General features: G+C 61.9%; 24 protein-coding genes. 15 read left to right on the forward strand and 9 right to left on the reverse strand.

Translation table 11 applies throughout. From position 1 onward, the window contains the following. Positions 1 to 56 precede the first annotated feature (56 nt). The 3 genes from ACSBPU_RS10360 to xth form a co-directional block, all read right to left on the reverse strand. Positions 57 to 413, reverse strand: a complete 357-nt coding sequence (locus tag ACSBPU_RS10360) for a hypothetical protein (protein WP_180069539.1) — start codon at positions 411 to 413, stop codon at positions 57 to 59. Next, positions 394 to 1,041: a class I SAM-dependent methyltransferase gene (locus ACSBPU_RS10365; protein ID WP_442597866.1), complete on the reverse strand. Its 648-nt coding sequence runs from the start codon at positions 1,039 to 1,041 to the stop codon at positions 394 to 396. The genes ACSBPU_RS10360 and ACSBPU_RS10365 overlap by 20 nt, the downstream gene beginning before the upstream one ends. A gap of 157 nt (positions 1,042 to 1,198) precedes the next feature. Further along, positions 1,199 to 1,993, reverse strand: a complete 795-nt coding sequence (xth, locus tag ACSBPU_RS10370) for an exodeoxyribonuclease III (protein WP_442597868.1) — start codon at positions 1,991 to 1,993, stop codon at positions 1,199 to 1,201. Positions 1,994 to 2,114: 121 nt separating this feature from the next. Between xth and ACSBPU_RS10375 the strand changes: the two genes are divergently transcribed. The 9 genes from ACSBPU_RS10375 (at position 2,115) to ACSBPU_RS10415 (ending at position 10,167) form a co-directional block, all read left to right on the forward strand. Further along, positions 2,115 to 2,258, forward strand: a complete 144-nt coding sequence (locus ACSBPU_RS10375) for a hypothetical protein (RefSeq protein ID WP_442597870.1) — start codon at positions 2,115 to 2,117, stop codon at positions 2,256 to 2,258. 118 nt (positions 2,259 to 2,376) lie between these two features. Then, a complete protein-coding gene (locus ACSBPU_RS10380; RefSeq protein ID WP_442598303.1) occupies positions 2,377 to 3,147 on the forward strand; it encodes a spermidine synthase in 771 nt (256 codons plus the stop codon). Between the two features lie 255 nt (positions 3,148 to 3,402). Next, positions 3,403 to 4,371, forward strand: coding sequence for an ABC transporter substrate-binding protein (locus ACSBPU_RS10385; protein WP_442597872.1), 969 nt, complete (start codon positions 3,403 to 3,405; stop codon positions 4,369 to 4,371). Positions 4,372 to 4,464: 93 nt separating this feature from the next. After that, on the forward strand, positions 4,465 to 5,355 hold the full coding sequence (locus ACSBPU_RS10390) for an ABC transporter permease (RefSeq protein ID WP_442597874.1): 891 nt from the start codon (positions 4,465 to 4,467) through the stop codon (positions 5,353 to 5,355). Between the two features lie 4 nt (positions 5,356 to 5,359). Next, positions 5,360 to 6,154 (forward strand): ABC transporter ATP-binding protein, encoded by a 795-nt coding sequence (locus tag ACSBPU_RS10395; protein ID WP_442597876.1) that lies wholly within the window; start codon positions 5,360 to 5,362, stop codon positions 6,152 to 6,154. 154 nt (positions 6,155 to 6,308) lie between these two features. Further along, on the forward strand, positions 6,309 to 7,070 hold the full coding sequence (locus ACSBPU_RS10400) for an endonuclease/exonuclease/phosphatase family protein (RefSeq protein WP_442597878.1): 762 nt from the start codon (positions 6,309 to 6,311) through the stop codon (positions 7,068 to 7,070). Beyond that, on the forward strand, positions 7,067 to 8,278 hold the full coding sequence (clsB, locus tag ACSBPU_RS10405; RefSeq protein ID WP_442597880.1) for a cardiolipin synthase ClsB: 1,212 nt from the start codon (positions 7,067 to 7,069) through the stop codon (positions 8,276 to 8,278). The genes ACSBPU_RS10400 and clsB overlap by 4 nt, the downstream gene beginning before the upstream one ends. After that, positions 8,275 to 9,267 (forward strand): lysylphosphatidylglycerol synthase domain-containing protein, encoded by a 993-nt coding sequence (locus tag ACSBPU_RS10410; protein ID WP_180069509.1) that lies wholly within the window; start codon positions 8,275 to 8,277, stop codon positions 9,265 to 9,267. The genes clsB and ACSBPU_RS10410 overlap by 4 nt, the downstream gene beginning before the upstream one ends. A 270-nt stretch (positions 9,268 to 9,537) precedes the next feature. Next, positions 9,538 to 10,167 (forward strand): GlsB/YeaQ/YmgE family stress response membrane protein, encoded by a 630-nt coding sequence (locus tag ACSBPU_RS10415; RefSeq protein ID WP_442597882.1) that lies wholly within the window; start codon positions 9,538 to 9,540, stop codon positions 10,165 to 10,167. 132 nt (positions 10,168 to 10,299) lie between these two features. Here ACSBPU_RS10415 and ACSBPU_RS10420 read toward each other — a convergent pair whose 3' ends face one another. Then, positions 10,300 to 10,617, reverse strand: coding sequence for a BON domain-containing protein (locus ACSBPU_RS10420; protein ID WP_180069503.1), 318 nt, complete (start codon positions 10,615 to 10,617; stop codon positions 10,300 to 10,302). Between the two features lie 233 nt (positions 10,618 to 10,850). On the opposite strand from ACSBPU_RS10420, the gene ACSBPU_RS10425 reads away from it, so the two are divergent. From ACSBPU_RS10425 to ACSBPU_RS10450, 6 genes are all read left to right on the forward strand, one after another. Continuing rightward, positions 10,851 to 12,041: an efflux RND transporter periplasmic adaptor subunit gene (locus ACSBPU_RS10425; RefSeq protein ID WP_442597885.1), complete on the forward strand. Its 1,191-nt coding sequence runs from the start codon at positions 10,851 to 10,853 to the stop codon at positions 12,039 to 12,041. Between the two features lie 60 nt (positions 12,042 to 12,101). Further along, on the forward strand, positions 12,102 to 15,302 hold the full coding sequence (locus tag ACSBPU_RS10430; RefSeq protein WP_442597887.1) for an efflux RND transporter permease subunit: 3,201 nt from the start codon (positions 12,102 to 12,104) through the stop codon (positions 15,300 to 15,302). Continuing rightward, complete coding sequence (locus tag ACSBPU_RS10435) at positions 15,299 to 16,810, forward strand: efflux transporter outer membrane subunit (protein ID WP_442597889.1); 1,512 nt, start codon at positions 15,299 to 15,301, stop codon at positions 16,808 to 16,810. Before ACSBPU_RS10430 ends, ACSBPU_RS10435 begins: the two co-directional genes overlap by 4 nt. Positions 16,811 to 17,023: 213 nt before the next feature. Continuing rightward, on the forward strand, positions 17,024 to 17,743 hold the full coding sequence (locus tag ACSBPU_RS10440; protein ID WP_180069491.1) for a pyridoxine 5'-phosphate synthase: 720 nt from the start codon (positions 17,024 to 17,026) through the stop codon (positions 17,741 to 17,743). 2 nt (positions 17,744 to 17,745) lie between these two features. Further along, on the forward strand, positions 17,746 to 18,324 hold the full coding sequence (locus ACSBPU_RS10445; RefSeq protein WP_442597891.1) for a nitroreductase family protein: 579 nt from the start codon (positions 17,746 to 17,748) through the stop codon (positions 18,322 to 18,324). Between the two features lie 23 nt (positions 18,325 to 18,347). Continuing rightward, complete coding sequence (locus ACSBPU_RS10450) at positions 18,348 to 19,784, forward strand: dihydrolipoyl dehydrogenase (protein WP_442597893.1); 1,437 nt, start codon at positions 18,348 to 18,350, stop codon at positions 19,782 to 19,784. A 129-nt stretch (positions 19,785 to 19,913) separates the two neighbouring features. Here ACSBPU_RS10450 and ACSBPU_RS10455 read toward each other — a convergent pair whose 3' ends face one another. From ACSBPU_RS10455 to ACSBPU_RS10475, 5 genes are all read right to left on the reverse strand, one after another. After that, positions 19,914 to 20,510 carry an SCO family protein gene (locus tag ACSBPU_RS10455; RefSeq protein WP_442597895.1) on the reverse strand — a complete coding sequence of 199 codons (597 nt, stop codon included), beginning with the start codon at positions 20,508 to 20,510 and terminating at the stop codon, positions 19,914 to 19,916. 52 nt (positions 20,511 to 20,562) lie between these two features. Next, a complete protein-coding gene (locus tag ACSBPU_RS10460) occupies positions 20,563 to 22,617 on the reverse strand; it encodes a M3 family metallopeptidase (RefSeq protein WP_442597897.1) in 2,055 nt (684 codons plus the stop codon). Positions 22,618 to 22,742: 125 nt separating this feature from the next. Continuing rightward, positions 22,743 to 23,609 (reverse strand): bifunctional methylenetetrahydrofolate dehydrogenase/methenyltetrahydrofolate cyclohydrolase FolD, encoded by an 867-nt coding sequence (folD, locus tag ACSBPU_RS10465; protein WP_442597899.1) that lies wholly within the window; start codon positions 23,607 to 23,609, stop codon positions 22,743 to 22,745. Then, positions 23,606 to 24,232: a response regulator transcription factor gene (locus ACSBPU_RS10470; RefSeq protein WP_442597901.1), complete on the reverse strand. Its 627-nt coding sequence runs from the start codon at positions 24,230 to 24,232 to the stop codon at positions 23,606 to 23,608. Before ACSBPU_RS10470 ends, folD begins: the two co-directional genes overlap by 4 nt. Then, positions 24,229 to 25,986 carry a PAS domain-containing sensor histidine kinase gene (locus ACSBPU_RS10475; protein WP_442597903.1) on the reverse strand — a complete coding sequence of 586 codons (1,758 nt, stop codon included), beginning with the start codon at positions 25,984 to 25,986 and terminating at the stop codon, positions 24,229 to 24,231. Before ACSBPU_RS10475 ends, ACSBPU_RS10470 begins: the two co-directional genes overlap by 4 nt. Positions 25,987 to 26,241: the final 255 nt, after the last annotated feature.

The following is a 26,241-nucleotide window of genomic DNA, read 5'->3' on the forward strand; positions in this document are numbered from 1 at the left end:
GTGGCAAGGATAGCAAATCCTTGCCACTCTCACCGAAAATTCTTCTTTTGAAGCGCTCAGTTCAAGCGTTGCGGCGACGCAGAGCCCCCATCCAGGATCTCCTGGCCGAGTTCCTCGAGGGCGCTCAGGTAGGCTTTCTCATTGCCGCACAGGAAAATCGCGGCATCTCCCTGGTTCATGTTGAAGGCGATATCCTGGATCTGATCACGGGCTTCGGCCGGGTAGCTGATGGCTGTCACGTGCACATCCCCGTCTTCTTCGAACTGCTGCTGCGGAACGAAATCGGCCACGAGGTTGATGTCGGGCGGGCTGACGACGACATAGGCCCGGAACTGAAGGTCTTCCATGGTGACGTCCAGCACGACGCCGTGTTCCAGGGTGTCGACGATGCGGCTAAGAGGAATGGTGCTCATGGCGTGGCGGCGTAAGTTTGCGTGTCTTGAATGAAAACGTCGAGATTTGGGCCGGCGGCAGGTTGGCCCAAACGGTGGCGGATCCGATTTCCTCGGCGCGCAGCAAGTCGCGCCAACCGGGGCGGCGCAAATTGTACGTGAATTGCACCGCGATCCCTTCATCGTTCAATAGTATGCGCCATTGCTCGAGAACGGCGCGACTGATGGGAGCAGGCAGCGAGCACAAGGGCAGGCTCGAGACGATGGCGCGGATCCGTTCGCCTTGCGGAATAAGCTGGGCGAGCTCCGCGGCGCTTCCATGAACGACTCTTACATCGGGAAAGCGTTCCCGCAGCCGCTGCACGAAACTGCTGGAAAGCTCGACGACGATCAGGCGGTCGGCCGGGATGCCGCGCTCGAGCAGTGCGCGCGTAATGACCCCGGTACCGCCTCCAAGCTCTATGACAAGGCCGTCGCCATCGGGCACTTGCTGCGCCATGCGGCGCGCGAGATAGGGGGAACTGGGACAGATGGCGCCGATAGCGCCCGGCTTGGCGCAGAGTTCCTGGAGAAAGATGCCGGGGGCCAGGTTCTTGAAGTAATGCGCTACGCGCCTGGGATGCCCAAGCTTCAGTAATCGATACACCATGCTGCCATTGTCTCCATGAATGAAGTCTTACGTTAACAGCAGAGCGTTCAGAGCAAGTGTCGATTTGTAAAGCCCGGCTGCATTGGCTTCCGGTCGGCAGGTGTCGCGTTCTGCTTCTTCCGCAGTATATATTCTTCGCCGCGCGCCATGGCGGTCCTCAAGCCGGGGAGGATGCGAAATCGAGCGTCGCGATCACCGGGGCATGGTCGGAGGGCTGCTCGTTCGCTCTTGGCGCACGATCGACAATGCACGCGGCGCAGTGGGGCCGCAACGCCTCGGACAGCAAGACATGGTCGATGCGCAGGCCGGCATTCCTGCGGAAGGCATAGCGGCGATAGTCCCACCATGTGAAGGTTTTTTCCTCTTGGTCGAACAACCGGAAAGCGTCGGTCAGGCCCAGGCCGATCAGGTCGCGGAATGCGCTGCGTTCGGGTTCGGACACCAGGACTTCGCCTTCCCATTTGGCGGGGTCGTGCACATCTTCGTCCGCCGGCGCGATGTTGTAGTCGCCCAGGATGGCCAGGCGCGGGTAGCGCTGCAACTCCTGTTCCAGCCAGACGCGCAGCGCGGCAAACCATTTGAGCTTGTATTCATACTTGTCGCTGCCCACCGACTGCCCGTTGGGGCAATAGGCGCTGATGACGCGGATGGCGCCGATCGGGCTGTCCAGCGTGGTGGCGAGCACACGCTGCTGCGGATCCTCGTAGTCGGGAATATTCCGTTGCACATCGGAGCATTCCGCCTTGGTGATGACCGCGACGCCGTTATACGTCTTCTGGCCGGCCCATTTTGCCTGGTATCCGATTTCGGTGAATGCATCCAGCGGGAAATTGTCATCCGTGAGCTTGAGCTCTTGCAGGCAGAGCGCCTCGACGGGGTTTTCCTGCAGCCAGTCCAGGACTTGCGGGAGGCGTACTTTAAGGGAGTTGACGTTCCATGTGGCTAGCTTCACATCGATTCCATTGTATGTAAGTTATTGAGCTGATTGGATTTATTTCCGCTGATGGGGTACCCTGTATGAGTACGAGGGCGCACGGTGCGCCCTCTGCCTTTGTATTGCAAGGAGATTTAGCATGGCAACCAAACCGACTGCGAAAAGGCAGCCTTTTGTCATCGAGCCGCTCAATTGGGTGGCCCCGAGCGTGGCCCGCGATGAATCGGACAAGCGCACAGAGGATACAGAACAACCCGCTCAGAAGAAAGAAGACCAAGAGTAACCCGGTATTCGAGCGGTATCGCAAATACGGCGGGGCCTGGCCCCGCCGTATTTTTTGCGCGTCGACCGGGCGCGCTACTATGTCACTCCTCATCTTACCGGAATTACTGGACGACGAAATGACCGAAGCGGAACCATGGCTGGACGATGAACCGACGCTCTCCGAGCTGGGCGGGATTCGTTACTTGCATTTCGGCACCGAATGGGTGCAGGGCGCGATGCGCGTTTCGAAGCCTGCGGAATTGGTGCTCGCCTACACGCAGCAAATGATGGCATGGTTGCTTTTCCTTGAACCGACCAGGCGCGACAGCGTGGGCATACTGGGCCTGGGGGCTGGTTCCTTGCTGCGCTACACGCTCAAGCACACGTCAGCGTCCGTGCGTACTGCTGAATGGAATCCCGCCGTCACGGCGATATGCCGCGCGTATTTCCGGCTGCCGGAGACGGCGCGCTCGTCCATCGATCATTGCGATGCGGCGGCATGGGTGGAAGAGCCCAGCAATTTCGGCCGCTACATGGCCTTGATGGTCGACCTCTATGACGCGTCGGCGCAGGGGCCGGTGCGCGATAGCCTGTCGTTCTACGAAGGCTGCCACCGGGCGCTGTCCGATGTCGGCGTCATGACGGTAAACCTTTTCGGCGACCATGCCAGCTTTCCCCGCAATCTCGAGAACATTCGCGCGGCGTTCGATGGCAGGGTGCTCGAACTGCCGGAAATCGATGCGGGAAACCGGATCGTCCTGGCATTGAAAGGCCCGGTCCTGGACATTACCGCCGCGCAGCTGCTCGAACGCGCGGACATGCTCGAATCCAGCTACGGCCTGCCCGCCCGCCGCTGGGCGAAGGCACTGCTGTCGCGTCAGGGCTGGCGCGGCTCATTCGCCGTGTAATGTTTGGGGTCAGACCCCGTACGCGGTCTGACCCCTCCCAAGCCAAACCCGGCGCATGTTCGCGGGGTCGGACCCCGCATGGGGTCCGACCCCTTCAAACCCGGCCCGGCGCACGCTTACGGGGTCGGACCCCCGTACGGGGTTCGACCCCATCCAGGGATTTCCCTTGGGCCATTGGGCGGGCGGACGCGTTAGACTTACGCCCATCCGGGCGCGTTTGCGGGCGTGCCGTTTATTCTGAACAAGGAGTTACACATGGGGTTTAGCAAGTCGGCCAAACTGGCTTTGGGTGCCGTGGCGGTCATGGGCGCGCTGGCGCATTCGTCGGTATACGCTCAATCGGTGGCTGTCACCTCCATCGTCGAACACCCCGCGCTGGACTCCATCAAGGACGGCGTCAAAGACACGCTGAACAAGGCCGGCTACACCGAAGCCAAGGGCCTGAACTGGCAATTCCAGACCGCGCAGGGCAATACGGCCATTGCCGCGCAGATCGCGCGCAAGTTCGTTGGCGACAAGCCCGATGTCATCGTCGCCATTGCCACGCCTTCGGCGCAGGCGGTCGTTGCAGCCACCAAGTCCATACCGGTCGTCTATTCGGCGGTCACCGATCCCGTCGCGGCGCAACTGGTCAAGTCCATGGAACCTTCCGGCACCAATGTCAGTGGTGTTTCCGACGCCCTGGCACTGGAAAAGCAGGTCGACCTCATCAAGAAGGTCGTACCGGATGCCAAGCGTGTCGGCATGGTCTACAACCCGGGCGAGGCAAACTCGGTCGTGGTGGTGAAGCAGATGCGCGAATTGCTCGCCAAGGACGGCATGTCGCTGGTTGAAGCCACCGCGGCCCGCACCGTCGACGTGGGCGCCGCGGCGCGCAGCCTGGTGGGCAAGGTGGACGTCATCTACACCAATACCGACAACAACGTGGTTTCCGCCTACGAATCGCTGGTCAAGGTGGGCATCGATGCCAAGATCCCGCTCATCGCCTCGGATACCGACAGCGTCAAGCGCGGCGCCATCGCCGCGCTCGGGGTCAATTACTACGATCTGGGCGTCCAGACCGGGAAAATGGTCATCAAGATCCTGAAAGGCCAGAAGCCGGGCGACATGGCGTCCGAAACCAGCGACAAACTCGAGCTCTTCGTCAATCCGGGCGCCGCCAAGAAGCAAGGCGTGACGCTGTCCGACGCGTTCGTCAAGTCGGCCAAGCAGATCGTGGAATAAAATCGGGCCGGTCGTTTAAAATTCCAGTTCCGTTGAACAGGTGGGTTGTGGCGTACAGCCCGCCTGTTTTGTTTTTGCTTTCCTGACTCGAACATGTCTATATATTCCCTGTGGGGTGCGCTCGAAATCGGCCTGATCTTCGGTCTGGTCGCCTTGGGCGTGCTCATTTCCTTCCGCCTGCTCCGGTTTCCGGATCTCACGGTCGACGGCAGCTTTCCCTTGGGCGGCGCCACGGCAGCCACGCTGATTTCCATGGGAATGGATCCCTTCACGTCGACCCTCGTCGCCTGCGTAGCGGGCGCCGTGGCAGGCATGATCACCGGCTGGCTGAATGTGAAGCTCAAGATCATGGATCTGCTGGCCAGCATCCTGATGATGATCGCGCTGTACTCCATCAACCTGCGCATCATGGGGCGGCCCAACGTTCCGCTCATTTCCGAGCCGACGATCTTCACCGTGCTTCAACCCGAAGGGGCCACCGACTACATCATGCGGCCTCTCATATTGCTGGTCCTGGTGGTTGCCATCAAATTCATTCTCGATTGGTATTTCGCGACCAAGGCCGGCCTTGCCATGCGCGCAACGGGCTCCAATCCCCGCATGGCGCGGGCGCAAGGAGTGGCCACCGGCAACCGCATCCTGGTCGGCATGGGTATTTCGAACGCATTATGCGCCTTGGCGGGTGCGCTATTTGCACAATCCCAGGGCGGCGCGGACATCTCCATGGGCATAGGCACCATTGTCATCGGCCTGGCCGCCGTCATCGTCGGCGAAAGTATCATGCCGTCGCGCAAAATGGCCATCATCACGCTGGCCGTCATCGTCGGGGCGGTGCTCTACCGTTTCTTCATCGCGCTGGCGCTCAATGCCGATTTCGTGGGATTGAAAGCACAGGACCTCAACCTTGTCACGGCGCTGCTGGTCACCTTTGCGCTGGTCATTCCATTGCTCAAGCAACGCTTGCGCGGCAAGAAAGGAGGCTAGGGGCATGCTGAGCGCAAAAAACATCCACATTACGTTCAATGCGGGCACGCCCATAGAAACCCGTGCCTTGCGAGGGCTGTCGCTCGAGATACCGGCGGGGCAGTTCGTTACCGTCATCGGTTCCAACGGGGCTGGAAAATCCACTTTCCTGAATGCCGTGTCGGGCGATATTTCCATCGATTCCGGCTCCGTATCCATCGACAACCAGGACGTTACCCGCCAGCCGGTCTGGGAAAGGGCGCGCCAGGTGGCCAGAGTCTTCCAGGACCCCATGGCGGGTACCTGCGAGGACCTCACGATCGAAGAGAACATGGCGCTTGCGTCCAGCCGGGGCGAACGCAGGGGGCTGGGACGGGCGGTGCGCGCCTCGATGCGCGACGAGTTCCGCGATCGCCTGGCCACGCTCGGCCTGGGGCTCGAGGACCGGCTCACCGACCGCATCGGATTGCTTTCCGGCGGGCAGCGCCAGGCCGTGAGTCTCTTGATGGCGTCGATGCGGCCGTCCCGCATTTTGCTGCTGGATGAGCATACCGCGGCGCTCGACCCCCGCACGGCGGAGTTCGTATTGGAACTCACCACCCGCATCGTATCCGAAAGCAAGCTGACCACCATGATGGTGACCCACAGCATGCGCCAGGCCCTGGATGTGGGCGAGCGCACCGTCATGCTCCACCAGGGCAACGTCGTGCTCGACGTTGCCGGGCCTGAACGCCAGGGCCTGGACGTGCCCGACCTGCTGCGCATGTTCGAGCGGGTCCGGGGGGAGAAACTGGCCGATGACGGGCTGCTTTTGAGTTGAACGGTTGAGGGGTCAGACCCCCTGCGGGGTCCGACCCCAGGTCAGGCGCAGGGACAGACGCCGGATCGATGTGCGGGGTCAGACCCCGCAGGGGGTCTGACCCCTTCAGGCACGGTAGTTGCTGCGGCGTCACGGGTTGACAGTAGCAGGTGCCATGACAAACAACAATTCCTCCCTCACCCTCAAGGTTCTGACGGTAAACACCCACAAGGGCTTTACCGTCTTCAATCGCCGTTTCATTCTTCACGAGCTGCGCGACGCCATACGTCAAACGCATGCCGACATCGTCTTTCTGCAGGAGGTTCTGGGCGCCCATCATCGGCACGCCAGCGCGCTGGCTCATTGGCCCACCACCACGCAGTATGAATTCCTCGCGGACACCATCTGGGGCGATTTCGCCTATGGCAGGAACGCGGTGTATCCCCATGGACACCATGGCAATGCGCTCTTGTCCAAGTTCCCGATTGCACGCTATGACAATTTGGATATTTCGGTGGGCCGCCATGAGAAACGGGGTCTGCTGCATTGTGTGCTGCAGCCTCCGGGCAGGCCGGAGATTCACGCCATTTGTGTGCACCTGGGTCTGCGCGAACGCCATCGGGCGTATCAAATGGCTTATCTGTGCCGCTTGATCGAGGAAGAGATCCCCGCCGATGCGCCGCTGGTCATTGCCGGCGACTTCAATGATTGGCGCATGCGCAGTCAGAAAGCGCTGGCCCGCTGCAGCGGAATGATAGAGGCGTTCAAGTCGCACCACGGACAGGTGGCGCGCACGTTTCCGGCACGATTCCCTTTGTTGAGACTGGACCGCATCTATCTCAGAAACGTCCGTGCCTACGAGCCGGTCGCGCTGGCCCACCGGCCCTGGAGCCATCTGTCCGACCATGCGCCATTGGCGGTGGAGATCGAGCTATGACCGTGAAGTGGACGTCGGGTAACCAGCTGGAGCTGCTGGAGAACGGCGAGGAGTTCTTTCCTGCGGTATTTGAAGCCATCCGCAACGCCCAGCGCAGCATCGTCCTGGAAACCTTCATCCTGTTCCAGGACAAGGTCGGCAACGCTCTGCAGGAAGTACTCATCGATGCGGGCCGGCGAGGCGTCAGCATAGACGTGACGGTGGACGGCTATGGGTCGGCGGACCTGGAGCCGTCGTTCATCGAGGCCATGACGTCGGTTGGCATCCGCGTTCATGTCTTCGATCCACGGCCGCGGCGGCTCGGAATGCGTACCAATCTGTTTCGGCGGCTGCATCGCAAGATCGTTGTGGTGGACGGCGAGCTTGCGTTCGTCGGCGGTATCAACTTCAGTGCGGACCACCTGGGCGATTTCGGGCCGACCGCCAAACAGGATTACGCCATATCGATTCGCGGCCCTCTTGTCGACGAGATAGTCCGCTTCGAGGCCGAGGTCCTTGCGCCGGTGCGTACCCAGTTCTCCTGGCGCAAGCTGCGCTGGAGGCGGCGAGGAGAGGCTCAGGTGGAAGGGGATACCCGAGCCGCATTGATCGTACGCGATAACGGTCGCCACAAGAACGACATAGAGCTGTACTACCGCATCGGCCTGCGCGCCGCCCGCCATGACATCGTGCTGGCCAATGCTTATTTCTTTCCGGGATACCGTTTCCTGCGCGATTTGCGCAATGCGGCCAAGAGGGGCGTGCGTGTCCGCCTGATCTTGCAGGGCGAGCCCGACATGCCTGCCGCAAGATTCGTGGCGACGATGCTGTATGACTATCTGCTGTCGGGAGGCGTGGAGATCTACGAGTATTGCGAACGCCCCTTGCACGGAAAGGTTGCCGCGGTGGACGGCGTCTGGTCGACGGTCGGGTCCAGCAATCTGGATCCTCTCAGCCTGGCGCTGAACCTCGAAGCCAATGTGATGATCTACGACCGCGAGTTCAGTACCTTGCTGCAAAAGCGGCTGGAGCGCTTGATCGATGATCATTGCCGGCTGATGGAACGCCAGCCGCGTCCCAGGCGGAAAATCCAGCGCGTGTTCGTGGGCGTCTTCGTCTTCCATTTCCTTCGTCGGTTTCCCGCTTGGGCGGGGTGGCTTCCTCAGCGCAAGGCCGAATTGAAATCCGTGCCGGCGTCCGCCGACGAAACGTATGACGGCAAGCCATGAGCGCCGGGCTGACAGGGTTGTTCCGGTGGGCAAAAGAACATTGGAAGGTGATCCGCAAGGTCGCGGGCGCCCTGTTCCTGGTCCTGGTGCTCGTCTTATTGAGCGTCGCGGTGACGCAAGTCTCCTGGAGTGACGTGCTGGCGGCGATCCGCAAGCTGTCGGGGCGAACGATCATGCTGGCAGCCTTGGTCGCGGCCAGCAGCTATCTGGTATACAGCTGCTTCGACCTGCTCGGGAAATGGTATACCGGGCATGCGCTTGCCTGGTGGCGGTCCATGATGGTGGGATTCATCAGCTATGCCTTCACCATGAACATGGGTGCGCCCGTGGGCGGGGTAGGCTTGAGGGTGCGGCTGTATAGCAAGCAAGGGCTGCCGGTAGGGGTGGTCATGCGCGTCATGGCGATGAGCCTAGCGACCAATTGGCTCGGCTATGTCCTGCTTGCCGGCCTCGTATTCGTTTCCGGACAGTTTTCCCTTCCTTTCGGTTGGTCGCTGGGCGAGCACACGCTGAAATTCATCGGCGCCGCCATGGTCGCCGCAGCGCTGGGCTATCTGTTGCTGTGCGGCTATTCCACCAAGCGCTCCTGGCAGGTCCACGGACACGAAATCGAGCTGCCGACCATAGGTTTGGCGGCTGCCCAGATGTGTATTGCCATGGTCAATTGGATGCTCATTGCAGCGGTGATCTATGTGCTGATGCAACAGCGCGCGCCGTACGGGCTGGTTCTGGGCGCGCTGCTGATAAGCGCCATTGCCGGCGCGCTGTCCCATATTCCGGGCGGACTGGGCGTGCTCGAGTCCGTCTTCGTGGCGATGGTGACCTCGTCGTCTTTCACGCGACCCGAGGTGCTCGGCTCCATTCTCGTCTATCGGGCCGTGTATTACCTTGGTCCGCTGCTGATTGCAGGTACATGGTACCTGGGCGCCGAAGCCAGGATCAAGAAGCCGCGAGACGGGCAACTGGCGGGGCAGGAAAAATCGCCGTAGGTTTTGGGGTCAGACCCCGCATGGGGTCTGACCCCTTTTCGACCATCCGCGATGATCCGGTTGGGGTCGGACCCCGTGCGGGGTCCGACCCCTTCTTGATCCTTCTCGGTGATCAGGTTTGAGGTCAGACCCCATACGGGGTCTGACCCTGTTCGTGACCTTCCGCGGTGTTTGAGTTTGGGGTCAGACCCCATGCGGGGTCTGACCCCTCTGACCTTCCGCGGCATGTTTATTGCTGGATTGTCGTTGTCAAAATCCAGGAGATCGACCATGTCGCTGATCGTAGCCGCGCGTTTCCAGACCTTTGATGAAGCCGAGGGCGCCGCCCGGGCGCTCAAGGAGATCGGAATCATGGAAGACGCCTTGCACACTTTTTTTGTCAACCCTCCGGGCAGCCACGATCGATATCCTCTGGGCGGGGACAGGGCACACGATCCGGATTCTGCCGGTGCGCCTTTCGGTGCCGTCAGCGCGGGCGCCGTCGTCGGATTGATCGGGGCGATCGTGGGCGGCGTGCTCGCCCTGGGGTTCACGGATTCGCTCCTGCCCATCATTGCGGGAGCAGGCGTCGGCGCCTATATCGGGTCTTTGATCGGCGCCGTCTTCGTTCTTGGAAGGAAACGGCCGCGTCGCAGCCTTCAAGAAGCGCGTGACGCCAAGGTCAACCAGGGCAGAGCGTCGGGCGTGATGTTGGCGGTGCATACCTCCCCCGAGCAGCAGAAAGCCGTGGCGGACATCCTCCGCAGCAAAGGCGGCGTTGAGGTCGAGCGCGCGCATGGGCGTTGGGAGGATGGAAAATGGCGTGACTTCGATCCGCTGGTAACGCCGAATCTGGAACAGCAAGGCGGGCAGCCTGGTTCAAGCGGGGTCAGACCCCGAACGGGGTCTGACCCCTTGTAATGTGTTGGATAGGGTCAAACCCCATCCGGGGTCCGACCCCTTGTAAGGTGTTGAATAGGGTCAGACCCCGAACGGGGTCTGACCCTTTTTTGAGCGGAGGGGTCTGACCCTTTTGAGCCGCCCTGGCCCGCATCACGGCTGCGCGAGCTGAAGATCAAAATCCACCTGCTTGACTCCCGCCACTTGGCGCGCCGCCTGGACCACGTTCTGGGCGGCGAGTTTGTCCTGGACCGTTCCCGAAAGCTTGACGATGCCGCCGTTGGTGTTGACTGACATCGAGTTCGCGTCCACCCCGGGTACGCCGGCGACAGCAGCCTGAACGTTCGTGTTGACGGACGTGTCGTCAGTGTATTGCGCGGTATCGGCGCGGTTATGGTAGCCGCCGCAAGCCGTCAGCGCCGCGGTCGCGGCAATCAGTGTCAGCGCCTTCGAATATTGGATGATATGCATGGTGCTCTCCTTCTGGATTGGTAAACAAGCCTGGCTTGGCGAGCCTGTCATAGCAAATTGCGTGCCCCCGAGGGTACGGAAAATCGGGGTGCTTGCTGGCCGATGCAAGGAACTTCGCTTAAAATGCGCTGGTTACAAATAGGCAATTTACTTTATACTCATTGCTCGCCCGAACAAACAGAATCAGCCGACCGTGCTCTGCCGGAGTGCGCGTTGCGTCAGGAGCTATCCCCATGTCTTATCTCGGCCTGCCCACGAGGCAGCAGTTCAAAGCCGTAGTGTTGAGTACCTTGTTGTTTATTGTTTCATGCGGTGACAAACCGCAACAACAAGGCATGGGCGGCGACATGAAAGTCCCTGTCAGCGTCATCACGGTACAGCCTACACCCACTGAAATTTTCGTTGAACTGCCCGGCCGCGTCGAGGCAATCAAGGATGCTGAAATCCGTGCGCGCGTCACCGGCATCGTTACGGACATCAATTTCGAGCAGGGCAGCGATGTCAAAGAAGGGCAGTTGCTGTTCACGATAGACCCGGCTCCCTACGAGGCCCAGCGCAACCAGGCGGCTGCGCAGCTGAAGGTGGCGGAAGCCGATGTCCGCAGCGCCCGTTTGTTCGCGCAGCGCAACAGCAAGCTGGTGAAGTCCAACGCGGTCAGCCGCCAGGAATACGACAACGCCGTGGCGCGCTCGTTGCAGGCTGAGGCCAATGTGGCGGCGGCCCGGGCGGCGCTGCAGTCGGCGGAGATCGATCTGGGCTACACCAAAGTCGTGTCGCCGATCTCCGGTCGCATAGGCAAGTCCATCGTCACCGAAGGCGCGCTCGTCAGCGCCTCGGCGTCCACCCTGATGGCTTCGGTCCAGCAACTGGACGAGGTCTATGTCGACATTACGCGGTCTACCGCGCAGCTGGCGCAGTTGCGCAAGGCCATGGACTCCGGCATGCTCACCCGCTCGAACGACGGGGCCGCGCTGGCCCGCATTGTTCTCGAAGACGGCAGCGTGTATGCGCAGGATGGCAAGCTTCTTTTCTCGGGTGTCAGCGTCGACCCGTCAACAGGGCAGGTCAGCCTGAGAGCCCAGTTCAAGAATACCGATCAGATCCTGTTGCCCGGCATGTACGTACGGGTCCGCCTGCAGCAGGGCGTGGACGAGAAGGCCTTGCTGGTTCCTCCGCAGGCCATTCAGCGGACGGCCGACGGCCTGAGCACGCTCATGGTGGTGAAAGAAGGCAAGGTGGCACCCATTGCGGTGCAGGTGGGCCCCGAAAGCAAGGGCAAGTCCATTATCTACAAAGGCCTCAATCCAGGCGACGTCGTGATCGTCGAAGGCTTTCAGAAAATCCGCCCAGGCGCGCCGGTACAGGCCATGCCCTGGAACGGCGAACAGAAAGCCGCCGGCGCGCCTGCGCCGGCTCAAGGCTGATTACCGGCTCAACGAGGCGGGCTCGGCTCGCCGCATCCATGCATAGACAAGTGAGCGCACATGCCACAGTTTTTCATTGAACGACCTATTTTCGCCTGGGTGGTTGCTCTGACAATCACCTTGGCGGGACTTCTGGCCATTCCGAACATGCCGGTTTCCCAGTATCCCGAGGTCGCGCCGCCCACCATCAACATCAACGCCACCTATCCCGGTGCGTCCACGCAGGATGTCGCCAGTTCGGTGGCCAGCGTGATCGAGAACGAGCTCAATGGCGCCAAGGGGCTGCTGTATTATGAATCCGTCAGCGATTCTTACGGTCAAGCCCAGATCACCGCCACGTTTGCGCCGGGCACGAATCCGGACCTGGCTCAGGTCGACGTGCAAAACCGTATTTCCAACATCACGTCCAGTCTGCCGGCAGCGGTCGTCCAGCAAGGCTTGAAGGTCTCACAATCGAATACCGGGTTCCTGATGGTCGTCACGGTGTCGTCGACGGACGGCAGCGTCGGGGAATCGGCGCTTGCGGACTACATCACCAGGAATCTCCAGAACCCGATCTCGCGCGTGCCCGGTGTCGGTAAGTTCCAGCTTTTCGCCGCTCAGCGCGCAATGCGGATCTGGGTCGATCCGGACAAGCTCGTCGGCTTCAAGATGAGCATGGCCGAAGTCAACAACGCCATCAGCCGCCAGAACGTGCTGATATCGGGCGGCATCATGGGCTCACCGCCCAATCCGTCCGGCCAGCGGGTCGCCGCGCCCATCACCGTGAACGGCCAATTGTCCACGGTCGGCGAATTCGAGAACATCATTCTGCGGTCCAACCTCGACGGCTCGACGGTCAAGCTTTCCGACGTCGCCCGGGTGGAGGTGGGCTCCGACAATTACCAGTTCGGCGCGCGGCTCAACGGCAAGCCGACCGCCGCCTTCGCGATCTCGCTCACGCCCAGCGCAAACGCGCTGTCCACCGCGCAGGGCGTGAAAGACAAGCTGGAGGAACTGGCTGCTTATTTTCCGGACAACATCCAGTACGCCATTCCTTATGACACCTCGCCTTACGTCGAGGTCTCGATCGAGCAGGTGGTCCATACCCTTTTCGAGGCAATGGCGCTGGTGTTCGTCGTGATGTTTCTGTTCCTTCAGAACGTCCGGTACACGCTGATCCCGGCGCTGGTGGTGCCGGTTGCGCTGCTTGGAACCTTCGCCATCATGCTTGCGCTGGGGCTGTCGATCAACGTGCTGACCATGTTCGCCATGGTGCTCGCCATCGGTATTCTGGTGGACGATGCCATCGTCGTGGTCGAGAACGTGGAACGCATCATGGTGGAAGAGGGGCTGCCCCCGAAGGAAGCGACCCGCAAGGCCATGCCGCAAATTAGCGGGGCGATCGTCGGTATCACGCTGGTGCTTACCACGGTATTCCTGCCGCTGGCCTTCATGACCGGCTCGGTGGGGGTCATCTACCGGCAGTTTTCGGTGGCGATGGCCGTTTCCATCATGTTCTCCGCTTTCCTGGCTCTGACCTTCACGCCGGCCTTGTGCGCAACCATACTCAAGCCCATACCGAAAGGCCATCACGAAAGCAAAAGAGGGTTCTTCGGATGGTTCAACCGGGGTTTCGATCGCACCACCAAGCGCTACGAGTCCTGGGTCGGCCGCAGCCTGCGGCGCGGCGGGCGCATGATGTTCGTGTACCTCATACTGGTCGTCGCTCTGGGCTGGCTCTACATGCGCCTGCCCACTTCGTTCCTGCCCGAAGAAGACCAAGGCTACATCGTGGCCAACATCGAGCTTCCATCCGACTCGACGGCCAACCGCACCATTGAAATCATCGAGAAAGTCGAACATTACTTCCAGCAGCAGCCGCAAACCGAGAACATCATTGCGGTGCAGGGGTTCAGCTTCAACGGAAACGGCCTGAACTCGGCCATCGCCTTCGTACCGCTCAAGGACTTTTCCGAACGCAAAGGACCAGGCGACTCGGCCATGGCGGTCGCCGGCAAGGCGGTACAGAACCTGCTGTTCGGTTTGCCGGACGCCATGGTGTTCTCGGTGGTGCCGCCCGCGATTTCATCGCTGGGTAATGCCTCGGGTTTCGACATGCGCCTGGAGGACCGCGGCGGCCGGGGCCACGACGCCCTGATGGCGGCAACCGACCAACTGCTGCAGAAGGCCGCGCAAAGCCCCATTCTGTCGGGCACACGCATCACCGGGCTGGGCCCGGGCTCGCAGCTCAGCATCACGCTCGACCGTGACAAGGCCGCGGCGCTGGGCGTGGATTTTGCCGAGGCCGCGCAGCTGATCTCAACGGCCATGGGTTCGTCTTTCGTGGGCAAGTTCACCAACCAGGGATGGGTGCAGAACGTCTGGGTGCAGGCGGAAGACGCGCATCGCATGAACCCGGACGACATACTCAAGCTCAACGCCCGCAACAGCCAGGGCGAAATGGTGCCGCTGTCTTCCTTTGTCAGCTACGAATGGCAACGTGGGCCCGTCCAGGTCGTGCGCTATAACAGCTACGAATCGATCCGTCTCGGCGGTTCGGCCGGTCCGGGCTATTCCACGGGCGATGCCATGGCGGAAATGGAGCGACTGGTGGGCGAGCTTCCCGAGGGCTTTGCTTTCGAGTGGACCGGCCTGTCCTATCAGGAACTTCAGGCGGGCGGACAAACGACCATCCTGCTCGGCCTGGCGGTCCTGGTGGTGTTCCTGGTGCTTGCCGCCCTGTACGAAAGCTGGGCCATTCCACTTTCAGTCATGCTGGCGGTTCCCCTGGGCATGCTGGGCGCCGTCCTGATGGTAAGCGGGCTGGGCATGTCCAGCGACGTCTACTTCCAGGTCGGCATGGTCACGGTGATCGGGCTCTCGGCGAAGAACGCCATCCTGATTGTCGAATTCGCCAAAGACACCTATGCCAGAGGCGGTTCCATCTATGATGCCACGGTCGAGGCGGCGCGCCTGCGCTTCCGTCCCATTCTCATGACCTCGTTTGCCTTCATTCTGGGCGTCTTGCCGCTGGCGCTTGCCACGGGCGCCGGCGCAGCCAGCCAGAATGCGGTCGGCCTGGGCGTGCTGGGCGGCATGCTTGCGGCCACGCCGCTGGCCGTACTGTTCGTTCCCACGTTTTTCGTGGTGGTCCTGACCCTCTTCAAAACCCGTCCCAAACTGTTGGGCGCGCATGCCGTGCACGCTGAACCCGTGCCTTCCACAGCGCCTGTTTCTCCGGCGGCGCCCGGTGCCGGCACGACCGAGGATCAAAAATGAGTCATGGATTTCATCTGAAGATGGCCTTGCCGGCCGTAGTCGCAGCCCTGCTTGCGGGCTGCTCCCTGGCGCCCGACTATCACCGGCCCGCGGCGCCCGTGCCGGGGCAGTATCCCGACGCCGATGCGGTGAACAATACCGGGGAACGCAGCGCTGGCGCAGTATCGCCGCAGGTGCAGTACAGTTCCGACCTGGGCTGGTCGGAGTTCTTCCGTGATCCGCAACTGCGAGCGCTGATCCGCCTTGCGCTGGACAACAATCGCGACATGCGTGTCGCCGTCGGCCGCGTCCAAGAGGCGCGCGCTCAATACGGCATCGTGCAAAGCGACCAGTTCCCCACGATCGGGGCGGGTGCCAACACGCAGCATACGCGCAATCCTGAAAATCTCAGGGCCGGCGGACCCGACTCGCCCGGCATCACGCACTACTATCAGGCCGGGCTCGGCATGACGGCGTTCGAGCTGGATTTCTTCGGACGCCTGCGCAACCTCAGCGAAGCCGCCAACCAGCAATATCTGGCGACCGCGCAAGCCCGCCGCACGGTGCACATCAACCTGGTCGCGCAGGTGGCCGAGGCTTATTTCCGCCTGCGCACCGCGCAGCAACTCGATGGGCTGATGCAAAGCACATTGAAGGCGCGGGAGCAAACCTTCAATCTCGTGCAGGCGCGCTACGACGAGGGCTTGGCATCCGCGCTCGACCTGAACCAGGCACGCGGGCAGCTCGAGACGGTCCGGGCGGATCTCGCCGGCATTCAGCGCACGCAATCACAGGCACGCAATGCCTTGCAGCTGCTGCTGGGCACACCCATACCCGATGGCCTGCCCGAAGCCGCCGTCTTCGGACGCGACCAGATCCTCTCGGCCATCCCCGTGGGGTTGCCGTCGGACTTGCTGCAGCGCCGTCCGGACATCATGGGCGCCGAGAATGCGTTGCGGGGCTCCAACGCGAATATCGGCGCGGCGCGGGCCGCCTTCTTTCCGCGGATATCCATCACCGGACTGCTGGGCTTCGCCAGTCCGCAACTGGGCGGGCTGTTCGGATCGGGTCAGGAGTACTGGCAGTTCGCACCGCAAGTGCAGATTCCCATCTTCCAGGGCGGCGTCAGCGGCAACCTGGCCTTGGCCGAGGCGCGCAAGAACATCGCCGTCGCGCAGTACGAACAGACCATTCAGGTCGCATTCCGGGAAGTGGCGGACGCGCTGGCCGGCGAAGCCACTTACAGCGGACAGCTGGACGCCTTGCGCGCACTCGAGGCCTCGGCAGCCGAAAGCCTGCGGTTGGCCAACCTGCGCTACGAAACCGGCCTGGACAGCTTTCTGCAGGTACAGAGCGCCCAGGTCGACCTGTACAACACGCAGCGCACTTTCCTGCAGACCGGCATGGATTCATTGTTGAACCGTGTCGAACTGTATAAAGCGCTGGGCGGCGGGTGGCTGCAGGACTCGGCGGCGGCTGAGGGGTCAGACCCCATGCGGGGTCTGACCCCGGTGCAGGAAAAAGGATAGGGCGCGTTAAATGGGGTCAGACCCCGTACGGGGTCTGACCCCGGTGCAGGAAAAAGGGTAGGGCGTGTTAAATGGGGTCAGACCCCGTACGGGGTCTGACCCTTGGCCCCCCATCATTAGGGGGTCTGACCCCCGGCCCGCCGGGACACAGTCGGGATAAAAGGGGATAATAGCCCTTTACCGTCATTGCTCGTAAGGAAGGGTGCCTGCCAAATGATTGAACTGGGTGTAAATATCGACCATGTCGCCACGTTGCGGCAGCAGCGTTTCACCTCTTATCCCGACCCGGTTCAGGCCGCTCTTCGCGCGGAAGATGCCGGCGCAGACCTCATTACCCTGCATCTGCGCGAGGACCGTCGCCACATTCAAGATGCCGACGTAGCCGCGATCCGTCCCGTGCTGCGCACGCGCATGAACCTGGAATGCGCCGTTACCCCCGAGATGCTTGGCATCGCCTGCCAAGTCCGTCCCCAGGATGTCTGCCTGGTGCCGGAAAAGCGCAGCGAGCTCACCACCGAGGGCGGCCTGGACGTCATCGGGCATTTCGATTCTGTGCGGCAAGCCGTTTCACAGCTGCATGACGCCGGCATCCGCGTCTCTTTGTTCATCGATCCCGAGGCCGATCAGATCGACGCGGCCCAGCGCGCAGGGGCCACGGTCATCGAGCTTCACACCGGCGCGTATGCCGATGCGTCTGATGCATCGGCGGTTGAATTCGAACTCGCCCGGCTGCGCACCGGCGTCGCGGCCGGTGTTGCCGCAGGCCTGCGGGTGAACGCGGGCCATGGCCTGCATTACGAAAACGTTCAGGCCATATGCGCCATCCCCGGCATTGCCGAGCTCAACATCGGCCATGCGATCGTGGCGCGCGCCGTATTCGACGGCTGGGAAAAAGCCGTCCGTGATATGAAAGCACTGCTCAGGAAAGGATGAAGATGTCGTTCGTAGCCCCTATCGATTACCTCCATACCCGTTTTTCGGTCAAGTTCGTCCAGCAGCCCGGCCCTTCGGACGAAGACCTCGACAAGATCTTCAGGGCGGCGATGACGGCGCCCGACCACGGCAGGCTCCGGCCATGGCGTTTCGCCTTGATCAGGGGCAATGCCATTGCGCGACTGGGCGAGCTGGCCATCTCGTCGATCAAGGCGGCCGGCCTGCCCCTTGCACCCGAGAAGGAAAACACCACGCGGCGCTGGCTCGACAAGGTTCCCTTGCTGATTGCCGTCGCCTGCCGGCTCGACCACACCAATACCAAGATTCCTGAACACGAACGCATGCTCGCCACTGGCGCGGCGGTCGGCAATATCCTCAATGCCGCCCATATGCTGGGCTACAGCGCGTTCTGGAGCACCGGACTGGGCACTTATGTGGATACGGTGGCCGAGGCCCTCGGGTTCGACGCCCTCGATTACCGCTTCATGGGCTTCGTCGCCATCGGCACCCCCATCCAGTCCATGGCACCGCCCGAAAGGCCGGATTACCGCCAGTTCGTCACCGAGTGGACAGGAGTCTGACGCTCGTCCAGCAAGGAGCCATCATGAAACGCATCAACACCGACGTTGCCATCATCGGTGCGGGAACCGCTGGCCTGACGGCCTATCGGGCGGTCAAGACCGCGGGATTGCGGGCCGTACTGATCGAAAGCGGCCCTTATGGCACCACGTGCGCCCGGGTGGGCTGCATGCCGTCCAAGCTCTTGATTGCCGCCGCAGATGCCGCGCACGGGACAGCAACGGCGGCGGATTTCGGGGTGCACATCGACGGCGAAGTGCGCATCGACGGCCGCGAGATCATGGAAAGAGTCAAGCGCGAACGTGACCGCTTCGTCGGTTTCGTGCTGGAAAGCGTGGACAATATTCCTGACGCCGACAAGGTCCGCGGCCACGCGAAATTCCTGTCCGCCACCGAGCTGCAGATTGACGACCATACCGTTGTCCATGCCGAACGCACAGTCATCGCTACCGGCTCTTCGCCTGTGGTGCCGAAGGAATACAAGAAGATCGGCGACCGGGCCATTGTCAATGACGACGTGTTCGCCTGGGACGACCTTCCGCGCAGCGTGATGGTCGTGGGTGCCGGGGTCATCGGCCTTGAATTGGGCCAAGCCTTGTCCCGTCTGGGCGTGCGCACCCGCATCGTGAGCCGCGGGGAGGGCATAGCGGGGCTCAGCGATCCAGTGGTCCGGGACAGCCTGCGCGCGGCTTTGCAGGCCGAACTGAGCCTGCAGACCAGTACCCGCGTGCTTGGCGTCGAACGTATTGGCGATGAGGTCGAAGTCCGCTACCAGGAAGAAGGCCAGGCCGAACGCACGGAGCGCTTCGATTACATACTGCTGGCCACCGGCCGCAGTCCCAACCTCGATCTGGACCTCGCCAAGACCGGGGCGAAGCTGAACGAGAAAGGGATGCCCGATTACGATCCGGACACCTTGCAGGTGGCCGATCTGCCGCTCTTCATCGCCGGCGACGTCAACGGCGTGCTGCCGCTGCTGCACGAAGCGGCCGACGACGGCCACATCGCGGGCAGTAATGCGGCGGCGTATCCTGACGTCAAGCCGGGCAAGCGCCGTGCACCGATGGCGGTGGTGTTTTCCGATCCGCAGGTCGCTGCGGTGGGGGTGCGTTTCCGTGATCTTCCCCAACAAGGCGTGGCCGTCGGCGAAGTCGACTTCAATGGGCAAGGGCGGTCGCGCATCATGCTCAAGAATCGGGGCAAGCTGCGCGTATATGCCGGCCATGCCGACGGCAGGTTGCTGGGCGCCGAAATGGCGGGTCCCGCCATGGAGCACATTGCCCACTTGCTGGCATGGGCCATACAGAAGAAACTGACCATTCCGGAAATGCTGGCGATGCCCTTCTACCATCCGGTGGTGGAAGAGGGACTGCGGACGGCGTTGCGGCATGCGGCGATGGAGCTCAAGGCGGCAGAGCTCGAGCGTGTCAGCGAGGGCGAGCAGGCGGTCAACAACGCTTGATAGAGGATCAGGTCGGGGTCAGACCCTATAGGGTCTGACCCCTCCGCCTCTTTTATCGGGTCAGACCCCGCCGCCCGGTCTTTGATGGGGTCAGACCCTATAGGGTCTGACCCCTCAAAACCCTCAAAATCATCCCTGCGCCAAAAGGCGCTTGACGCCTTCGCTCAGCACCTCCACCGACTCGGTGTCCGCCGCCAGCATGCGGGCGCGTCCCTGGCCGTCGAATATATACACGCCGCGGCTGTGCGCGACTTCGTAGTTGTCGGGGTTGTCCTTGCTGGGCTTGGCGATCTGGTATGCCACGCGGTAGCGGCGGGCGACATCGGCCACTTGCTTCTCGGTGCCGGTCAGGCCGATGGCGTTGCTGTCGAATGCGTTGACATAGGCTTGCAGGATTTCCGGCGTGTCGCGATGCGGATCCACGCTGACGAACAGGATGCGTACTTTCGACGCGTCGTCGCCCAGCGTTTCCAGCACTTGCGACAATTGCGCCATGGTGGTGGGGCAGATGTCGGGGCAACTGGCATAGCCGAAGAACATCATGACGGTCTTGCCCTTGAAGTCGTCCTGCGTGATGGTTTTCTCGCCTGGGCCGACCAATGTGAAACGGAGATCGGGCAGGAAGCCGCGCACGTTGTGCAGCGCGGTCTCGGCGGAAGCGAACGGAGCGAAGGCGAGCAGGAGGGCGGCCCCAAGGGCCGCGATGGCGCGAAACAATGTAGACATGGCAGTAATGCGAAAACAGATTGCGGCGGGATGGCCTGAGGCCATTATAGGTCTATTCCCCCAGCCCGCTATGGCGCAGCAAGGCGTCGATGCTGGGCGCCCGGCCGCGAAATGCCGCGAAGGACTCGCTTGCGGGGCGGGATCCGCCGACCGCGAGGATCTCTTTCAGGAAGCGCCGGCCGGTAAGCGGATCCAGCGTATCGCCGGCACCGGATGCCGCGCCTTCCTCGAAGGCCGCGTAGGCGTCCGCCGAGAGGACCTCCGCCCATTTGTAGCTGTAATAGCCCGCGCCGTAGCCGCCCGCGAACAAGTGCGAAAAGTTGTGGGGAAAGCGATGCCAGGCCGGTGGGAACAGAACGGCGACCTCCTTGCGGACTTCGTTCAGGGCTTCCAGTACCAGTTGGATCGACAAGCCATGCGCCTGATGGTGAATGTTCATGTCGAAGAGAGAGAACTCGATCTGGCGCAGCATCTGCATGCCGCTCTGGAAGTTCTTGGCGGCTCGTAGCTTGTCGTACAGCGCACGAGGCAAGGATACGCCCGTGTCGACGTGCGCGCTCAGGGAAGTGACGACGCCCCATTCCCAGCAGAAGTTTTCCATGAACTGGGAAGGCAGTTCGATGGCATCCCATTCCACGCTGGAAAATGCCGCCGAACCCAGGTCGTCGACCTCGGACAGCAAAGCATGCAACGCGTGTCCGCTTTCATGGAACAGGGTGATGACGTCGTCGTGGGTCAGCAGCGCGGGCCTACCGTTCTGGCCTTTCGAGAAATTGCAGGTCAGATAGACCACCGGCGTACGGACGGCGCCATGCCGCGCGCGCCGGTTGCGTTCGCCGTCCACCCATGCGCCGCCTTGCTTACCTTGCCGGGCATACAGGTCCAGATACAGGATGCCCAGGATCTCGCCTGCCGCGGACAGCACTTCGTACGCCTTGGCGTCCGGATGCCAGGTCGGTGCGTCGCTGGCGCGCAGGCGGATGCCGAACAGCTTTTCCACCACCTGGAACAAACCTTGCAGCACCTGCGGCTCGGTGAAGTACTGTTTGACTTCATCTTCGGAATAGTCGTAGCGCTCTTCGCGCAAACGCTCTGATACGAATGCGACATCCCAGGGCTGAAGCTCGTCCAGCGCCAATCGGTCGCGGGCAAATTCGCGCAGCTCTTGCAGATCGCGCATGGCGTAAGGCTTGGCTTTCCGGGCCAATTGACGCAGGAAATCCAGTACCTGGCCCGCGTCGTCGGCCATGCGCGTTTCGAGCCGCAGCTCTGCGTAGCTGGCATAGCCCAGCAGCGCCGCTTCCTCGGCGCGCAAGGCCAGGAGCTGTTCGATGAGCGGCGAGTTGTCCAGCTTGGCGTCGCCGTGCTCGGAGGCTATGGTCGCGTAAGCGCGGTACATTTCCTGCCGCAAGGAGCGGTCCGTCGCGTATTGCATCACGGGCAGGTAGCAAGGCATCTTGAGCACCAGCTTCCAACCTTCCTTCCCGTCTTCCCGCGCGGCTGCCTTGGCCGCGTCGACGACGTCGGGGGGCAGGCCATCCAGCCTGGAGGCATCATCGACGTACAGAGACCATCCGTCCACCGAGTCCAGGACGTTTTCGGAGAACTTCTGGGACGCCTGCGCCTGCTGGTCCGAGATCGCGGCGTAGCGCTCGCGATCGGCGCCTTCGAGTTCGACGCCGCTGAGCCGGAAGTCGCGGAGGGCGAGATCGATGATGCGCCGGCGCGCCGGTGCCAGGTCTTTGAAGGCGTCCGAGGCGCGCAGGCGCTTGTATTGCGCATACAGGCCCGTGTGCAGACCCGACCAGGTGGAGAACTCGGTGATGAGCGGCAGGCACTGGTTATAGGCGGCCCGCAGTTCCGGTGTGTTGACCACCGCATTCAGATGCCCCGCGACCGACCAGCTGCGCCATAGCTTCTCGCCCGCGTCATCCAGCGGCTCGACGATGTCGGCCCAGGTGGCGGGAAGGGCTGGGTCGGCGGCCCGTTCCACCGCAGAGCGGGCTTCCTCGATGAGGGTTCTGATCGCCGGCTCGATGTGCGCAGGGGAGATGGACGAATAGTCGATCAACGCCTCGATCGGCGCCAGAAGGGGATTTTGTGTCATGTGAATCTAGGGCTGTTAAGGTCGGAGGCGGGGTCATACCCTGGGGTTGGCAGAGGCGGGGTCAGACCCCATACGGGGTCTGACCCCTGGGTTGCCCTGGGTTGGCAGAGGTGGGGTCAGACCCCTTATGGGGTCTGACCCCCGGCTGCGCTGCGCTCTGCGGCTTCCAGGGTGTTGACGAGCAGCATGGCGATGGTCATGGGTCCGACGCCGCCGGGCACGGGAGTGATCGCGCCGGCGACCTTGCTGGCGGACTCGAACTCGACGTCGCCGACCAGCTTGCCGGATTCGTTGCGATTGATGCCCACATCGATAACGGTGGCGCCCGGCTTGATCATGTCGCCGGTGACCATGCCGGGCTTGCCGGTGGCGACCACCAGCACATCGGCGCGGCGGGTCTGGGCGCCCAGGTCGCGCGTCTTGGAATTGCAAAGCGTGACGGTTGCGCCGGCTGCAAGCATCAGCATGGCCATGGGTTTGCCGACGATGTTGCTGGCGCCGACCACGACGGCTTCGGCGCCCCACAGGGAAACGTTCTCGGATTCCAGCATCTTCATGACGCCGTAGGGCGTGCAAGGACGAAAGAGCGGTTGCCCCGTCATGAGCAGGCCGGCATTGCTGACATGGAAACCGTCGACGTCTTTTTCCGCGGCGATCGTTTCGATGACTTTGCCGGCATTCATGTGGGCGGGCAGGGGAAGCTGCACGAGTATGCCGTGGACGTCCGGATCGTCGTTGAGTCCGCGCACGACATCCAGCAATTGTTCTTCCGGAATGTCGGCGGGCAGGCGTATCACTTGGGAATACAGCCCGGCCTTCTCGCAGGCCGCGGCCTTGTTGCGCACGTACACATGGGAGGCGGGGTCGTCGCCCACGAGCACCACGGCCAGGCCGGGGGTGACGCCGCGTTGCTTCAAGACCTGAACGCGTTGGCCGACTTCGGCCTTGATCTTGTCGGACAGCGCCTTGCCGTCGATGAGGCGTGCGGTCATGCTGTACCTTCTGCTTTGGTGAGCGCGATCTTCATGAGATCGGCCACGGTGGTGACTTCGAGTTTTTCCATGATATTGGCGCGATGCGCTTCAACGGTCTTGATGCTGATGTTGAGATCGCCGGCGATCTGCTTGTTCAGCCGGCCGGCGACGATGCGCTCGAGCACTTGCTGTTCGCGCGCGGTAAGGCGGCTGAGGATGGCTTCGTGATTCTTCTGGGCCTGGGCTTGGCTGACGCGTTCGCTGGCCTGTTCGAGCATGCGTGCGACGATGTTGCGCAAGTCCGTTTCGTTGAACGGTTTTTCAAGGAAATCGATTGCGCCTTTCTTCATGGTGGAAACGGCCATGGGGACGTCGCCGTGGCCGGTGATGAAGACAATGGGCAAGGGCGCTTTGCGCGCGATCAGGGCTTCCTGGAGTTCGAGGCCGCTCATGCCGGGCATGCGGACGTCGGCAATGAGCACGCCTACCTGGTCGGGCTCGTAGGCATTTAGGAATTCTTCTGCACCACTGAAGCTGCGGACACGGTAGCCGTTGGCTTCGAGCAGCCAGCGCAATGAATCACGTACGGCTTCGTCATCATCGACGATGAATATTGTTTGCGGTGCTTGGGGTGTGGTCATGCATGCAACTCCTGATTGTCTTCTGTCGAGCTAGGCGCTTGTGGCGTAGCGCGCGGCAAAGTGAAACGGAAAATCGTGCCCCCTTCCGGGTTGGGATCGGCCCAGAGCCGACCATGATGAGACTCGATAATAGTACGGCAAATATTCAGCCCCATGCCCAAGCCTTCGGATTTGGTGCTGTAAAAGGGTTCAAACAGGCGTTCGGGATCGCGCAGGCCATGGCCGCGGTCGATCACTGCGATCTCGATCAGCGGCGACTGGTCGGAAATGACCAGCGTCAGTGTGCGGTTCTCGCTTTTCTCCATGGCTTCTATGCCATTTTTCAGAAGATTCAGCAGGACCTGTTCGATGAGTATGGGATCGGCAAGAACGTCGGGAATGGTATCGGGGACATCCAGTGCGATGTCGACCTGGCGCTTGTGGGCATCGATCTCGGCGAACCCTACTGCATTGTCGACGATGCGCGTGATCGGTACGGGCTGGCGGCGCGGTTCGCTGCGTTTCACGAATTCGCGGATCCGGCTGATGATCTTGCCGGCGCGTTCGGCCTGCATCGCGGACTTCTCCAGGGCTTCGAGCAGCCGCTCGGGATTCGGATTGCCGGCCTTGAGCATGGCGACCGCGCCCATGCTGTAGTTGGTGATGGCGGTAAGCGGTTGATTGAGTTCATGAGCCAGCGACGAAGCCATTTCGCCCATGGTCGTCAGGCGGCTGGTAAGCTGGATTTTCTCCTGCTGGACGCGCGATGCTTCTTCGTGCGTACGGCGCTCGGTGATGTCGCGCGCGACCTGCAGGCGCACGCGGCGCCCGTCGGTCCAGGCCAGCGTGCGGTGATGGACTTCGAACCAGCGCTGAGCGGATTCCGAGAAGATTTCGACCGTTTCATCGGTGAATCGCCCGAGCCGCCCACCCATCAGTTCACCGTGGCCATTGGACTGGGCGCCGAAGAAGCGGCGATAGGTGCGATTGGCAAAAAGCAGTTCCAGGCCTTCGGTGGTGTCGGCCACCACCGAAATCGCGTCGTCCAGGCCTTCAAGCACAGTCATGAAGCGCTCATGCGCGGCAGTCAGCGCTTCGCGGATGCGCTTGGGTTCGGTGATGTCGGTCATGGAGGTCATCCAGCCGATCTGTTCGCCGTTGGGATCCCGCAGCGGCGACACATACATGCGGGCCGTGAAGCGGGACCCGTCGCGGCGCTGCGCTTCGACTTCCAGGCCGCTGCTGGGGGTCCGGCCGGAAAGCAGCAGGTCCAGGGTTTCCTGATGCTGGGCATGGCGGCCGGGCAGCCAATAGGGAAAGGGCGTCGTGCGGCCGATCAGATCGGCCTCGTTCCAGCCTATCATCCGACAGAAAGCGGGATTCACATACGCAATGCGGCCATGCATGTCGAAGACGCGCATGCCGGTGGACATGGAGTTTTCCATGGCGCGGCGGAAACCGGTTTCGGCAATGAGCGCGGCTTCGGCGCGGGTGCGGAAACGTGTATAGCGCCACAATGCCAGCAGGCTCAGGACGATCACGCAGGAGAGGGCGACGATGACCATCATCAACCGCTGCTGCCGGGTTTCCTGATCGATGGTCACGAACATGACGCTGTCGTTGTGCAGCTGCTGCAGCCAGATGAACACGCCCATCACGCAAATATAAAGAATGAGCACGATGACGGGCGTCAGCCAATAGAAGCCGCGCCGCGGATGATTCGCCTGGTCGTAGAACGTCGTGGGGATCAGGGATTTTTTTGAATGGCTCGCCATGGGTCTCGAAATTGCATCATGATGCGAAGAGCATTTTAGTCGTTAACGCCGCCTCGTATTTTTCACATTATAAAAACTCATATCATAAAATGAAATTTTGCTTGAACATATGCCCAGTCTTTCCTAGAATGGGCTGGTTTGATATGACACGTCCCTTATAAACGGGCGGCCGCGCCATGATCTGGCGCCAAGCATAACGACTGCCACGGGCGGCGCTCGCGGCGGTGTGTCCGGATTCCACCTCTAACCAGGAGA

It is taken from the genome of Parapusillimonas sp. JC17 (assembly GCF_052180245.1).
GTDB lineage: Bacteria > Pseudomonadota > Gammaproteobacteria > Burkholderiales > Burkholderiaceae_B > Parapusillimonas.

Excerpts from the sequence above, each read along its gene's own strand:
- ACSBPU_RS10460 (WP_442597897.1), bottom strand. The coding sequence starts at position 22,617 with ATGACACAAAATCCCCTTCTGGCGCCGATCGAGGCGTTGATCGACTAT.
- ACSBPU_RS10375 (WP_442597870.1), top strand. The coding sequence starts at position 2,115 with ATGGCAACCAAACCGACTGCGAAAAGGCAGCCTTTTGTCATCGAGCCG.
- ACSBPU_RS10380 (WP_442598303.1), top strand. The coding sequence starts at position 2,377 with ATGACCGAAGCGGAACCATGGCTGGACGATGAACCGACGCTCTCCGAG.
- ACSBPU_RS10360 (WP_180069539.1), bottom strand. The coding sequence starts at position 413 with ATGAGCACCATTCCTCTTAGCCGCATCGTCGACACCCTGGAACACGGC.
- ACSBPU_RS10475 (WP_442597903.1), bottom strand. The coding sequence starts at position 25,986 with ATGGCGAGCCATTCAAAAAAATCCCTGATCCCCACGACGTTCTACGAC.
- ACSBPU_RS10365 (WP_442597866.1), bottom strand. The coding sequence starts at position 1,041 with ATGGTGTATCGATTACTGAAGCTTGGGCATCCCAGGCGCGTAGCGCAT.
- ACSBPU_RS10425 (WP_442597885.1), top strand. The coding sequence starts at position 10,851 with ATGTCTTATCTCGGCCTGCCCACGAGGCAGCAGTTCAAAGCCGTAGTG.
- folD (WP_442597899.1), bottom strand. The coding sequence starts at position 23,609 with ATGACCGCACGCCTCATCGACGGCAAGGCGCTGTCCGACAAGATCAAG.
- ACSBPU_RS10430 (WP_442597887.1), top strand. The coding sequence starts at position 12,102 with ATGCCACAGTTTTTCATTGAACGACCTATTTTCGCCTGGGTGGTTGCT.
- clsB (WP_442597880.1), top strand. The coding sequence starts at position 7,067 with ATGACCGTGAAGTGGACGTCGGGTAACCAGCTGGAGCTGCTGGAGAAC.
- ACSBPU_RS10450 (WP_442597893.1), top strand. The coding sequence starts at position 18,348 with ATGAAACGCATCAACACCGACGTTGCCATCATCGGTGCGGGAACCGCT.
- ACSBPU_RS10410 (WP_180069509.1), top strand. The coding sequence starts at position 8,275 with ATGAGCGCCGGGCTGACAGGGTTGTTCCGGTGGGCAAAAGAACATTGG.
- ACSBPU_RS10435 (WP_442597889.1), top strand. The coding sequence starts at position 15,299 with ATGAGTCATGGATTTCATCTGAAGATGGCCTTGCCGGCCGTAGTCGCA.
- ACSBPU_RS10470 (WP_442597901.1), bottom strand. The coding sequence starts at position 24,232 with ATGACCACACCCCAAGCACCGCAAACAATATTCATCGTCGATGATGAC.
- ACSBPU_RS10415 (WP_442597882.1), top strand. The coding sequence starts at position 9,538 with ATGTCGCTGATCGTAGCCGCGCGTTTCCAGACCTTTGATGAAGCCGAG.
- ACSBPU_RS10440 (WP_180069491.1), top strand. The coding sequence starts at position 17,024 with ATGATTGAACTGGGTGTAAATATCGACCATGTCGCCACGTTGCGGCAG.
- ACSBPU_RS10390 (WP_442597874.1), top strand. The coding sequence starts at position 4,465 with ATGTCTATATATTCCCTGTGGGGTGCGCTCGAAATCGGCCTGATCTTC.
- ACSBPU_RS10400 (WP_442597878.1), top strand. The coding sequence starts at position 6,309 with ATGACAAACAACAATTCCTCCCTCACCCTCAAGGTTCTGACGGTAAAC.
- ACSBPU_RS10455 (WP_442597895.1), bottom strand. The coding sequence starts at position 20,510 with ATGTCTACATTGTTTCGCGCCATCGCGGCCCTTGGGGCCGCCCTCCTG.
- ACSBPU_RS10445 (WP_442597891.1), top strand. The coding sequence starts at position 17,746 with ATGTCGTTCGTAGCCCCTATCGATTACCTCCATACCCGTTTTTCGGTC.
- ACSBPU_RS10395 (WP_442597876.1), top strand. The coding sequence starts at position 5,360 with ATGCTGAGCGCAAAAAACATCCACATTACGTTCAATGCGGGCACGCCC.
- ACSBPU_RS10420 (WP_180069503.1), bottom strand. The coding sequence starts at position 10,617 with ATGCATATCATCCAATATTCGAAGGCGCTGACACTGATTGCCGCGACC.
- ACSBPU_RS10385 (WP_442597872.1), top strand. The coding sequence starts at position 3,403 with ATGGGGTTTAGCAAGTCGGCCAAACTGGCTTTGGGTGCCGTGGCGGTC.